Source organism: Anabaena sp. CCY 9613, assembly GCF_963920895.1.
Classification (GTDB): domain Bacteria; phylum Cyanobacteriota; class Cyanobacteriia; order Cyanobacteriales; family Nostocaceae; genus Cyanocohniella.
Genome location: NZ_CAWUDE010000010.1, coordinates 91608 through 105532 on the forward strand (window position 1 = coordinate 91608; position 13925 = coordinate 105532).

General features: G+C 42.5%; 7 protein-coding genes. 6 read left to right on the forward strand and 1 reads right to left on the reverse strand.

From position 1 onward, the window contains the following. Positions 1–166 precede the first annotated feature (166 nt). From ACM0OT_RS13600 to ACM0OT_RS13625, 6 genes are all read left to right on the forward strand, one after another. Positions 167–1639, forward strand: a complete 1473-nt coding sequence (locus ACM0OT_RS13600; RefSeq protein ID WP_414564867.1) for a DUF1800 domain-containing protein — start codon at positions 167–169, stop codon at positions 1637–1639. Between the two features lie 38 nt (positions 1640–1677). Further along, the gene (locus tag ACM0OT_RS13605; protein ID WP_414564868.1) at positions 1678–2907 is read left to right on the forward strand and encodes a DUF1501 domain-containing protein; all 1230 of its coding nucleotides are present in this window, start codon (positions 1678–1680) and stop codon (positions 2905–2907) included. 104 nt (positions 2908–3011) lie between these two features. After that, positions 3012–4334, forward strand: coding sequence for an amino acid permease (locus ACM0OT_RS13610; RefSeq protein WP_414564869.1), 1323 nt, complete (start codon positions 3012–3014; stop codon positions 4332–4334). Positions 4335–4938: 604 nt separating this feature from the next. Then, positions 4939–6504 (forward strand): efflux RND transporter periplasmic adaptor subunit, encoded by a 1566-nt coding sequence (locus ACM0OT_RS13615; protein ID WP_414564870.1) that lies wholly within the window; start codon positions 4939–4941, stop codon positions 6502–6504. Positions 6505–6634: 130 nt separating this feature from the next. Next, positions 6635–9826, forward strand: a complete 3192-nt coding sequence (locus ACM0OT_RS13620) for an efflux RND transporter permease subunit (protein ID WP_414564871.1) — start codon at positions 6635–6637, stop codon at positions 9824–9826. 428 nt (positions 9827–10254) lie between these two features. Continuing rightward, a complete protein-coding gene (locus ACM0OT_RS13625; RefSeq protein ID WP_414564961.1) occupies positions 10255–11448 on the forward strand; it encodes a glycoside hydrolase family 10 protein in 1194 nt (397 codons plus the stop codon). Between the two features lie 27 nt (positions 11449–11475). Here ACM0OT_RS13625 and ACM0OT_RS13630 read toward each other — a convergent pair whose 3' ends face one another. Further along, positions 11476–13212 (reverse strand): putative bifunctional diguanylate cyclase/phosphodiesterase, encoded by a 1737-nt coding sequence (locus ACM0OT_RS13630; RefSeq protein ID WP_414564872.1) that lies wholly within the window; start codon positions 13210–13212, stop codon positions 11476–11478. Between the last annotated feature and the right edge of the window lie 713 nt (positions 13213–13925).

A 13925-nucleotide genomic window follows, 5' to 3' on the forward strand; every position in this document is an offset into this window, starting at 1 on the left:
TTTGTATAGCCTGCGGGCGTTAATATGCTTTGACACCAGTAGGGAAATGATTTGCGGTAGAATCTTCACTAGATAAGAAAGATTAATTGCATTGACTGTGAACCTTTTTCCTTGTCATCCAGTCTACTAACGATGTTTTGACAAGCCCAGAAATTATTACCCAGTCATGACTATAAAACCGAAATACTTGGTGTTGTCGCTATTGATGGCGCTGGGAGGGATTGAACCTAGCAATGCCGCTACTAAACCTGTTGACCCCAGAGTATTACATATTATTAATAGACTCAGTTTTGGCCCTCGCCCTGGAGATATCCAAAGAGTGCAGTCTATGGGTGTAGAAAGCTACATCAAAGAGCAACTTGCACCTAATTCCATTCCTAAACCGGAAAAACTCAAAAACCAACTTTCACGGTTAGAAACCATTCATCTGAGTACAGTCAAAGTCTCAGAATATTTCAGAACTCCCCCCAACCCCAGCCCAGAACAAAAGAAAGCATCCCAAAAAAGAGACGCACAAATACAAAATGAGGCAATCCGCGCCCGATTATTAAGGGCAACTACAAGTCCGCGACAATTACAAGAAGTGATGGTGGATTTTTGGTTTAACCACTTTAATGTAAATGCCAATAAAAACAATATTCGCTTGTGGGCTGGAAGTTACGAACAGGAGGCAATCAGACCCCATGTCTTAGGTCGTTTTCGTGATTTACTAGGGGCCACAGCGCGCCATCCTGCCATGTTGCTTTATCTGGATAACTGGCAAAATCAAGCTGGTAAAAGTTCTGGTTCTCACGGCCGATTGAACGAAAACTATGCCCGTGAATTGATGGAATTACATACTCTAGGTGCTAATGGCGGCTACACGCAACAAGATGTAATTGCTTTGGCAAGGATATTTACTGGCTGGGGATTTACGCGTCCCATGCAACAAAAAAAACATAGTACAGGATTTTATTTTAATCCAGAGCATCATGATTTTAGCGATAAAGTTTTCTTAAAACAGCAAATTCAAGGCAGTGGTGAAGCGGAGGGAGAACAAGCCTTAGATATTTTGGCTCAAAGTCCAGCAACTGCCCGAAATATAAGTTACAAACTAGCACAGTATTTTGTTAGCGATCGCCCACCTAATACCTTAGTAGATAGGTTATCAAAACGCTTTCTTGACACTGATGGCGATATTAATGCGGTCTTAGAAACTTTATTCCAAAGTCCTGAGTTTTGGGACTCAAAAAACTTTAACGCCAAGTTCAAAACACCCTATCAATATGTGGTTTCTGTCGTGCGGGCCACAGGGATGGAAGTCAACAACACAAAACCAATTTCTCAACACCTCGAAAGCATGGCTATGCCCGTTTACCGTTATCGCACTCCCGATGGTTATCCCAACACACAAGATAGATGGTTAAATCCCGAAGCTATGACTCGCCGCATCAGTTTTGCGACGGCGGTAGCTAACGGACAATTATCAATAGCGGGAGTTGTTAAAAATCAAAATCAAAGCAAACCAGTAGATCCGGCTCTATTGTTAAATACACTAGGTAACTCATTTTCCGAATCAACTCAACAAGCGATCGCTTCTCATACTTCCAACCTCCGTTCTGCACTCATCTTGGGTAGTCCAGAAATGATGCGCCGTTAGTTAATTCATTATTAGCACTAAAGTGCTAACTACAAACTATGAAAAGACGTGAGTTTCTCATTCACTCAGGCTTATTTTCAGCTTCTACAATAGCAGCGGTAGGCAGCAATGCTTGGGTAGCTAGATCTGCCACCAATAACAGTAATCCACAGCGCCTCATTGTCATCTTTTTACGTGGTGGAGTTGATGGCTTAAACGTAGTAGTTCCTTATTCAGAAACAGCTTACTATCAAGCAAGACCGAAAATTGCTATCCCCAAACCAGGCAAAAATCATGGAGTCTTAAATTTAGATGGTCGCTTTGGATTACATCCAGCTTTAGCTCCTTTAATGCCTCTTTGGCAGCAAAATAATTTAGCATTTATTCATGCTTGTGGTTCCCCCGACCCGACACGCTCCCACTTTGAAGCTCAACATTATATGGAAGTCGGGATACCCGGTAACCAACGTATTGATGATGGTTGGATGAATCGTTTACTAGGTGTCATGTCCAACAAATCATCACCTCTGCAAGCTATTAGTATAGGCGGGACAAAACCCCGTATTTTGTCTGGTCAAATGCCAGTATCTAATATTCCCTCTGGTGATCATGCTCACCAAAAACTGCCAATAGATTATACCCACGTGGGAAAAGCATTTGACCAACTTTATAGCGGTAATGATGACTTGAGCCAGACCTATCGTCACGGACGCATGGCACGTCAGGTGATTATGAATGGCCTAGATGCAGAAACAGAAATGGCAAATAATGGCGCACCTTTACCGAATAACTTTATTGGTGATGGGCAACGATTGGCAAATTTGATGGTTCAAGACCCAAGGATTGAACTAGGATTTATGGCTTTGGGTGGTTGGGATACCCATGTGAATCAAGGTAATGGTCAAGGCAATTTAGCGAGAAATTTGGGGAGATTAGGCAAAGGATTGGCAGCTTTGACCAAAAGTTTAGGTTCTGTTTACCAAAATACAGTGATTGTGGTGATGTCTGAGTTTGGGCGCACAGTCGGCGAAAATAATACTGGTGGTACAGACCACGGACACGGCAATGTTATGTGGGTTTTAGGTGGTAAGGTTGGCGGTGGGAAAGTTTACGGAGAATGGCCGGGTTTAGCCACAGATCAACTTTACCAAAAGAGAGACTTGGCTATTTCCACAGATTTTCGAGATGTAATGTCTATCATTTTGGCTAAACATCTGAGTTTAAATGACAAACAACTGAATCAAGTTTTACCTAGTTATGTCCCTAAATCTCAATTTCCCTTGATTTGATCCTCTTGTGCTTTTTGGAAAACAACAAGGGTACTATCGAGATTTTTGCTAACATTGGTTACAATAATTAACATTTTATCCCCTGTTCGGTGACTTATCTCGGTATGACTTCTACACAACCTGTTTTCCAGACACATTCAAAATCAGGCACTCGATTATTTTCTCACCTTGAACTCAAGGAAAATAAGTTAAGTCATCAACCGGGTAGCGTGTTAAGCAGCACAGCGCTAATTGCCGGGACAACAGTTGGTGCTGGGATTTTAGCACTTCCTGCGGTAACTCTACCTTCTGGTGTGTTGCCATCGACAGTTTTATTAATTGCTGTGTGGCTTTATACCCTGATTTCCGGTCTGTTGGTTGCAGAAGTGTGTGTCAACGCCATGCGGATTGAGGGACAGTTAAGTTTTGGTTTGTTGGCTATGGTTGAGCGCACGCTGGGGTTTGTCGGGTCACGAATTGCTGGTGGTGCTTATTTGTTTTTACACTATGCTTTGTTAGTGGCGTATGTCACTCAAGGTGGAGACATTCTCATGTCTGCGGTTTCTCAAATATGGGGGATGCAAAACACTTGGCCTGCTTGGCTGGGGACAATGACCTTCACTTTGCTATTTGGCGGCATTATGTACCTGGGGCGAGAAAAGTTTATTGAGAAATTAAATAGTGTTTTTGTTGCCATTGTCATCACTTCCTTTCTCGGACTGTTGTTTCTCGGAGGAGGACAAATTAAGAGTGGGCAATTCTTGTTTCAAGACTGGAAAGCCTTGGGGGGTGCGGTATCAGTGATGTTGGTGGCGTTGTTTTACCATAACGTTGTCCCAGTGGTGGTGACTCAACTCGAAGGAGATATCCCCAAGATTCGGCGGTCGATTATTATTGGTTCTTTAATTCCCTTAATTATGTTTTTGGCGTGGAATGCTGTGATTTTGGGAAGTGTCAGTGCTGATATGGGACAAAATTCGGCTCTTTTTGATCCACTGCAAATTTTGCGTGCTGGCGGTGCAGGGGAATGGTTAGGAGTACTATTGTCTATTTTCTCCGAGTTTGCGATCGCCACATCATTTATTGGTTTTGTCTACGGTTTACTGGATTTCTTCCAAGATATTTCTCCAGTTTCCCAGGGTAAGCCTTTTAGTCGCCTACCACTTTATTCTCTGGTTTTATTACCTCCCATGAGTCTGGGGGCGATTAATCCCAGCATTTTTTTTACTGCTTTAGATGTCGCTGGTACGTTCAGTATTTCTGTTTTAGGAGGAATAATTCCCGCATTGATGACTTGGAAACAACGCCAAGAACAACAAAAATTTCATGGCTGGCATCAGTCACTCGTCCCTGGTGGTCAGATAACACTTATGATGATGATGGGAATTGCATCAGTGTTAATAGTTAAACAAGTTCTGTCCATCTCCATGCCACTTTTCTCCCATTAGCCCATAGACTGCTGAGTTTTACAAAGTATCCCTTGGGGGTAATGTTTGACATTTACTCCAGCACCAAAGTAGCAAAAAATGAAAAACTACCTGACAGGGAAAATAATAATTAAAACTTATTGTTTTGTGCCTAAATATAAGTAATTACTGCTTGCAAGCAGATTTTGAGGCGATCGCTACCAAATTTCTTGAATTTTTACAAATTTTCTCGACATGTGTATATAATGCAAGCAAGTACTTGCATGAGTCGCATGAATCAATTAGCGTCAAAAACTGCACAAACTCGCCCAAAATTATTTGTGCATTTAGGAAAACTTAGTGACAATGCACACATCCAAGGTAGCAAATACTACAAAATTGTTGATGTTTTTCGTTGGTACGCATTAACCCATTAAATTTTGGGAAAAGCTCTGGGAGTTGAAAAACAAAGGATTACTGGTTTTTATTGACTACTGAAAACAAACCACAGTTTTTATACGTAATTTCTAGGTGCTATAAATTTCCCATTATACCAGGGGGAAAGCTGGAAAATCCTGAGCTATCTCGTTTTTCAGTAATTAGTAGATGACCTCATGCCAAATCTGTCTATATATAAAAAACAAATATGCCTCATTCTGAACCTCCTGAGTCTTTCGTTGCGGCTGAAACCAAACAGCCAGATATTGAACAGTCAGAGACAAAACCTCAGCCTCATCAACGGCGGCGTTGGCCTTTAATTTTAGGCATTATCCTGTTAATTTTCGGCGGTGGTGTTGGTTGGCGCTGGTGGCAAAATAGCTTTGCTGGTAATTCACCTCCAGGCGACACAGCAGCGGCGGGTCAACCAATGGTAGTTCCTGTGAAGATAGCCACTGTAGAAACTGGAACTATAGAAGACAGTTCAATAATTGGTGGCTTTTTAGACTCACCTGGCTCAGTAGCAATCCAGCCAGAGACTGACGGGCGGATCAGTCAAATTTTATTTAAAGAAGGCGATCGCGTCCAACAAGGGCAAGTGATAATTCGCCTGCAAAGTGACGATACCCAAGCTAGTTTACGACAAGCAAAAGCATCGTTAGAACGTACCCGAGCCAGACTTGCAGAACTCAAAGCCGGCACACGTCCCGAAGAAATTGCCCAAGCCAGAGCTAGATTAACTCAAGCCGAAACTCGTCTGAAAAATGCCCAGGGAGGAGCGCGTCCCGAAGAAATTGCTCAGGCCGAAGCGCAAATTGAGGTAGCTAAATCTGATGTGGAATTGGCACGCTCAAGAGGTCAGAGGTACCAACAATTAAGAGCAGAAGGTGCTGTTTCCCAAGACCAACTAGAAGGATTTCTGGGAGAACAAAGAAGCGCTGAAGCTAGGCTGCAAGAAGCCCAAAGACGCCTTGAACAACTCCGCAAAAGCCGAATCTCTGATATTGATGAACTAGCTGCGGCTGTAGAACTAGAAAGGCAAAATGTCAGACAACTTGAGAACGGCCCCCGCCCGGAAGAAATTGCTCAAGCCCGTTCTCAAGTTAGTGAAGCCGCCGCCCAAGTCCAGGTCGCAGAAGTCCAACAAAAAAACACAAATGTTATCGCTCCTTTAACTGGTATTCTTGGTGATATTCCGGTGAAGGTGGGAGATTTTGTCAGTCAAGGAGATGAACTCACCACTTTAAATAGAAATGACTCTTTGGAATTGAATTTAAATGTCCCTTTCTATGAAGCCGAAAGGTTGCGTGTGGGATTACCTGTAGAAATACTAGATGCTGAGGGCAAACCTGCGGCTACAGGTAAAGTGAGTTTTATCTCACCAAATATCAAGGCTAATACGCAAAATATTGTTGCCAAAGCTACTTTTTTCAATGCCAAAAACCAAATACTTAATCGCCTGAATGTACAAGCTAAAATCACCTGGAGCGAACGTCCCGGAATTTTAGTTCCTACGGTCGCAATCTCGCGCATGGGGGGGCAAAATTTTGTGTTTGTCGCCCAAGCACCAGCAGAAAGCAAACCGGGAATGCCGAATCTGGTAGCTCAACAAAAACCCGTGAAGTTAGGAGACATTGAAGGCAATAATTATCAAGTTCTCGAAGGGCTGGAAGCTGGAGACAAAATTGTTGTTTCTGGCATTCTTAACCTAACCAATGGTGCGCCGATCATGCCTGCATCCGCAGAAATGGGGAATGGAAAACCCCAGGAATAATTCGTAATTGAATGATTTTGGCAGCAGAATTTGAGTTTTAGACGTTAGATGGAAAATCCTCAATCTAATATCCAAAATTGGTTGACTAAATTCCTAACTACCGATTTCCATTTACAAATTTCTCAAATCTATGTTTGTTAATTTTTTTATTAAACGGCCAGTTTTTGCTACAGTTTGTGCGTTAATTGTGCTGTTATTGGGATTGATTTGTCTTCCCACTCTGCCCATTGCTCGTTTCCCAGATATTGCTCCTACTCAAATTAACGTCACCGCCAACTATAGCGGAGCTAGTGCTGAGGACGTAGAAAGCGGTGTGACGAACATCTTAGAAAGGCAAATCAACGGGATTGAAGGTATTCGCTACATTACCTCCAGTAGTAGTAACGATGGTTCAACTAATATTACAGCTACCTTCGATTCATCCCGAAATGCCGATATTGCGGCTGTGGACGTGCAGAACCGGATTTCTATTGCCCAACCGCAACTGCCAGAAGCTGTACAACGCACGGGTGTTAGAGTATCACAGCAATCTAACAATATACTTTTAGCAATTGGGATATTTGCTGAAAATGATGAATATGACAATATATTTTTAAGTAACTATGCTGACCTTTACTTAGCAGATGCCTTAAAAAGAATCAAAGGCGTTAGCAACGTGCAAATTTTTGGCGAACGCCGTTACGCCATGCGTCTGTGGTTAGATCCCAATCGCCTTGCTAGTCGGGGGCTAACGACTGCGGATGTAGCCAATGCCTTATCTGAACAAAATTTGCAAGTCGGTGCGGGGAGTATTGGTCAAGAACCTGCTCCGGAAGGGCAAAGATATCAAATTGATGTGCGTGCTGTTAGTAGACTCACCGAACCATCAGAATTTGACGAAATTGTCCTGAGAACTAACGATGATGGCACCTTAATCAAGCTTAAAGATGTCGGTAGAGCCGAACTAGGAGCAGAAAATTACAACTCATTTTTGCGATATCGTGCCAAAGATGCTGTAGGTTTGGGCATTTATCAGCTTCCTGAGAGTAATGCCTTAGATGTGGCGCGGGGAGTGAGGGCAGAAATGGCGCGATTGGCTCCCAATTTTCCGCCGGGAATACAGTATGAGGTAGCCTTTGACACTACACTCTTTGTGGAAGAGTCTATGTTAGAAGTAGTCAAGACTCTAATTGCCGCAGTCATACTAGTTGTGATTGTGATTTTTGTGTTCTTGCAGGACTGGCGAACTACTTTAATTCCCGCCCTGACGGTGCCTTTGTCTCTGATTGGAACCTTTATTTTTGCCAGGATTTTTGGCTTTTCTATTAATAGTTTGACCTTATTTGGTCTGACTTTAGCATCTGGGATGGTGGTAGACGATGCCATCGTTGTAGTTGAGCAGATTAGCCGTTTTATTCAGGATAAAGGCATGAGTCCGCGCCGAGCAGCCAGTGAATCAATGGCTGAACTATTTGGTGCAGTAATTGCCACTTCTTTGGTGCTGATGGCGGTATTTATCCCTGTGGCATTTTTTCCCGGAAGTACTGGCGCACTTTATCGGCAATTTGCCCTGACCATCGCCTTCTCCATTGTGATTTCAACTTTTCTGGCTTTGACACTGACACCTTCTTTGTGTGCCTTATTGCTACGTCCTGGACAGAAAGCTTCAGGTTGGCTGGGGCGGGTTTTTGATCGAGTTAATCAGTTGCTCGACTCGGTACAACGCAGTTATGAGCGATCGCTTCATTTTCTCATCCGCTTCAAAAACATTATCATTGGACTATTCATTGTCTCCTTGGGAATGACGGCTTGGCTTTATGTCACAGTACCTACAGCCTTTCTCCCAGACGAAGATGAAGCCTTTTTTATTACACTGATCCAAGGGCCGCAAGGGGTGTCACTGCAATATACCAGTGATGTCATTGCCCAGGTAGAAAAACAAATCTTGGAAATTCCTGAAGTCGTGGGAACCTTCGCTGTGGGTGGGTTTAGTTTCAGTGGTAATACTGCCAATAACGGTATTATATTTACTACATTAAAACCTTGGGCAGAACGCTCACGACCGGATCAATCAGTACAGGCGATTCTTGGTAAGTTACGAGGGCAATTATTTGCCATAACAGAAGCCAGAGTCTTTCCTGTGAATCCACCGCCCATTCAGGGATTAGGTAACTTTGGCGGCTTCAATTTCCAACTACAAGACCAGAGAGGTAATAGTGGCTTGGACAGTTTAGTGCAATCAATGGGTCAATTGCTTGGTCGCGCCAACCAAACACCAGGATTACAAGCTGTATTTAGCACTTTTGCTGCACAAACGCCACAATTGCTGGTAGAAGTAGACCGTAATCGAGCCAAAGCACTACAAGTTTCCATAGATGATATCTTTCGGACTCTGCAAACTGCTTTAGGTTCTCAATATGTCAATGATTTCAACCTCCAGCAGCGTAATTATCGAGTTTATATCCAAGCCGATCAACAGTTTCGCTCTAACCCCAAAGATATCGGTCAACTATATGTTCGTTCTCAAACCAATCAAATGATTCCTTTGAGAAACTTAATTACAACTACTTCTGTTGTCGGAGCGCAAACGATTAATCACTATAATCTCTTTCGCTCAATTGAAATTAATGGTTCTGCTGCACCCGGTGCTAGTTCTGGCGACGCGATTCAGGCTATGGAACAGGTGGCTCAAGAAGTTTTACCACCAGGTTTTGGTTATGAGTGGTCAGGAACTGCATTAGAAGAAATTGATTCTGGCGGTTTAGCACCTATTATCTTTGGTTTGGGAATTATCTTCGTCTTTTTAGTGCTAGCTGCTCAGTATGAGAACTACATAGACCCCTTAATTATCTTGTTATCAGTGCCTTTAGCAATTTTTGGCGCACTTATAGCTCAATCAATGCGAGGTTTTGCTAATGATGTTTACTGTCAAATCGGTCTAGTGATGTTGATTGGTTTGGCTAGTAAAAATGCGATTTTGATTGTGGAATTTGCCAACCAACTGCGGGATGAGGGGCTTTCTATTACTAAGGCGGCTGTAGAGGCTGCACAAGGGCGTTTACGCCCGATTTTGATGACGGCATTTTCGACGCTGCTGGGTATTTTTCCCTTGACTATTGCCACAGGGGCTGGTGCGGGAAGTCGTCTGTCTTTGGGAACAACGGTGTTTGGTGGCATGTTAGTTGCTACTTTTTTGAGTTTGTTTGTCGTGCCAATTTTATATATTGTGATTAAGATGACTACAGAACGTTTTGTTAAACGTAATCGTCATCAAACAATGTCATTAGAGGCTACTTCCCCTGATAATCAAACTGCCACATATTCGTCCAGAAATGACAAGTAATAATTAGACTTGTGGCAAAAAGCCAAATCAGTAAAAAATAAACCACGGATAGAAATTGATAGTTTATCTGTGGTTTTTTATGTAATTAATATTTCTTATAAGCCTAAGTAATATTTGGTAGGTATATTATCAGTAAATTTGTCAAGTCTAATCCTCAAACAACGTTATATCTAGATATAAATTGAATCATCGTCCTGGAAAAAAATAAAATGGGCACTCCTAGCTTCAGAGCTACGTCACCTATCTTACTGTGCTAAGTCTGCTTCGATTTTTCGGATGCAAACATTTGATGTGCATGGAATGAACAACTAACTACCAATTAACAAATCCTTTAGTAAACATAGATGTTCGTAGATGATATGGCTAGTAAATTTCATCACACAAGAATCCTATGGCATGGATGGGGAGCTAACACATTATTCAAGCTGATGAAATTACCATTGATTGAGCGATCGCTCAAAAGGTTTTCCCCTATTCTCGTTTTAATATCATTTGTTGCCGTACTGCTACTCAACAGTTTAAGCCCGTCCATCGCCCAACTACCGCGTCAGGAAATTCGCGGGGTTTGGATTACCAACAATGACTTTAACGTTCTCAAAGAGCGTGCCAAAGTGCAAGAGGCCATGACTCAATTACGGCAGCTCCACTTCAACACGATTTATCCTGTGGTATGGAATTCTGGCTATGTCATGTATCCTAGCGCCGTGGCACAACGCACTGGTATTCAACCCTTTGTCTTTCGCGGCTCCGATGGCCATGATATTCTCGCAGACTTAATTACCCAAGCCCACAGCCGGGGACTTTTGGCAATTCCCTGGTTTGAGTTTGGCTTCATGGCTCCCCCAACTTCCGAATTAGCGTTGGATTATCCACAGTGGTTAACGCAAAAACGAGACGGTAGCCAAACTTCAATTAGTGCGGCTGGTGAAGTTGTGTGGCTCAATCCCTTCCATCCCGAAGTCCAGCAGTTTATCACCAATCTCGTAGTGGAAACCGTCACTCAATATGATGTCGATGGCATTCAATTTGACGATCATATGAGTTTGCCCCACGAATTTGGTTACGATCCCTACACCATCGCCTTATACACCCAAGAAACTAATAATAGTCCCCCTAGTAATCCCCAAGATCAATCATGGATGCGTTGGCGGGCAGATAAAATCACAGCGTTTATGGTACAACTTCATCAAGCAGTGAAGGCCAGAAAACCCAACGCCATTTTCTCAGTTTCTCCCAATTACTACGACTATGCTTACAAATTTCAACTCCAAGACTGGCTAGCTTGGATGCGGCAAAACATTGTAGACGAGCTAATTGTACAGATATATCGTCCCGATTTCCAAAGCTTTGTCAATAATATTTCCCGCACAGAAATTCAAGAAGCCCAACAAATTATTCCCACAGGCATTGGTATTATGACAGGTTTACGCAATCGACCTGTACCCATGCAACAAATTAAATCACAGGTACGGGCTGCCCAAGCACGCGGTTTAGGAGTCACCTTCTTTTACTACGAAACCCTGTGGAACTCTGCCCCAGAACCTCCTAGTCAGAGGATAGCAGGATTTCAAAATCTCTTCCCAATTCCCGCGTTTCGCTCGGCCATGGGAAGAGGAGAGTGAGGATATGGGGAGATGGGGCAATAAAAACTATGCTCGTTTTTGTACCCTACTCCCTACTCCCATCATTTCTCTCGATTGAGAACTCATCTTGAGCATTGGGGCAATTGTCTCAGCCGGAGCAGGGCGACTAAAGTAAAAACCTTGACCTTCGTCACATCCACGTTTTTGTAAGTATTCCATCTGTTCTTGGGTTTCTACTCCTTCGGCTGTGATAGCTAACCGCAGGCTTTTTGCTAAGGCAATAATGGCATTGGTGACAGCCGCACTATCAGGATTAGAGATTATATCCTGCACAAATGAGCGATCAATTTTTAGCATATTTACAGGAAATTGCTTCAAGTAGTTCAAGGAGGAATAGCCTGTGCCAAAGTCATCTAAAGCTATTGATATCCCTAGTTCTCGTAATTTGTTTAAGGTTTCCACCGATCTGTGAATGTCAGTCATCAAGAAACTTTCAGTCACTTCTAGTTCTAAGTAAGCAGCTGCCATTCCTGTTTCTTCCAGAATCTGGCTGACGACTTGCACCAGATTCGGTTGTTCAAATTGTCGAGCTGAGAGGTTGACGGAGATGCGAATAGGAGACATTCCCGCAAGTTGCCAGGCACGGTTTTGGGCACAAGCGGTTCGCAAAACCCATTCACCAATGGGCACAATCAAATCATTAGCTTCGATAATGGGAATAAACTTGACCGGGGAAACCAAACCTCTCGTAGGGTGTTGCCAGCGAACGAGGGCTTCATTTGCTGTTACTTGTCCGCTGTGTAAATCAATTAGGGGTTGATAATAAACTCGCATTTCGCCACGCTCAAGGGCACCGTGTAATTCATTTTCTAGGGCTAATCTTTCCTGGATTTGAGAATTTATCTCTGGTGAATAAAACTGATGTTGACCACGCCCTTTCTGTTTGGCTTGGTGCAAAGCTATGTGAGCCTGTTGCAAGAGTTGGTCTACGTCATGGCAATTATCTAAACCATTAAAGATGATACCGATGCTGGCTGTAATATGAATGCGGTTGCCATCTAAAGAGAAGGGTTTTGCTAAGGTACTTTGTAACAACTGGGCAAGGTGGATGACACTTTCAAAACAGGGAAGATCTATGCGCGCGATCGCAAATTCATCTCGACTCACATGGGACAGGATATCTGTTGGTGCTAAACAAGTTATCAAACGCTGGGTAACTGCTCTTAAAAGTAAGTTTGCAGTTTCATGTTCCAAGGCATGACTCATGCCAATAAAATCATCAATAGCTAGTAAAAATACAGCTACAAGCTTTTGGCTGTGCTGAGGTTGGCATAAAGTTTGATGCAGGCGATCGCAAAATAGATCCCGATTGGGTAATCCAGTTAAATTATCGTAATTACTGATGTGGTGAATTAATTCGTCTAATTTATGAAGAGTTTGTGAGGTATCTGCCATGAGGCTTCCTGCTTCATCAGCAAATTTTGTCGGCAGCTTGGGTAATGTTTTGGTGTTGAGATAGTCTTGTAAAGCGGTAGATGTCAAAATCACCGGAGCTAGTAGGAGGCGTAATGCATAGAGAGTGACTACAGTACCCACTAATGTAGCTAACAGGGCAATCAATAAAACTGGCAGCGCCATATCCCAAGAATAGGAATTTGAGATCACAAAACTGAACAGCAAGGTCAGAAGTGGGACGTGGGTTCCTAAAAATGCCACCAACATGATTTTAGCGGTGTAACTTTTTCTGAACCACCGAACCTGAGCTAGTAATGAATATAAGTGAAGTTTGTGTTGACTCTTCATAGATGCTGAGTGAAACGTGAGAGTTGATAAATTACTGACCAATTACCCTGGTAACATCGTGTCTTTGGTTCACAATTTAGTAAAATCAATGACTCTGGTAGGAACCAAACAATAGGTCATATATTATGTTTCCCAATAAGTTGTTTATACATCATATAATCAATAGTCTATTTATGTTTAATTCCAGTCAACAGGTAGTTTTACTATAAAATTACTGTTAGTGAAATTACTAGTTAATAAACCTATTGCCTAATTATTTTTATATTATGGTAGGAGCCTTTTCTTTAATGCCAATAGGGTATAATTTTTGAAAAAATCTATGACTGGGGTGTTTTGAATTAGGATATATCACTAAAAATAAAGCAAATGAAATGCTATAATTGCCCTAATATAAAGTTATGAATAAATGAATATCAGTATATCCCACAGTTAAACCATAGGGAGCATTCCCATTTGGCAAAAATATAAGGCAATACAGTTCAGTTAGTGAAGTTTAAACATTCAAGATACCCCTAAATCCACGCCACTTGCTACAAGTCGGGAAACCCGCCCAACGCAGTGGCTCCCCTTAACAAGGGGGACTTTAAGAAAATTTTCCCCCTTTTGCTACGCCGAAGGCGCATCCCCTAAGGGGTTTAGGGGGTTTAGGGGGGTTAGGGGGGATCAAAACCTTAACTGAACCGTATTGAAATATCAGGGATTGAGACAAAAAC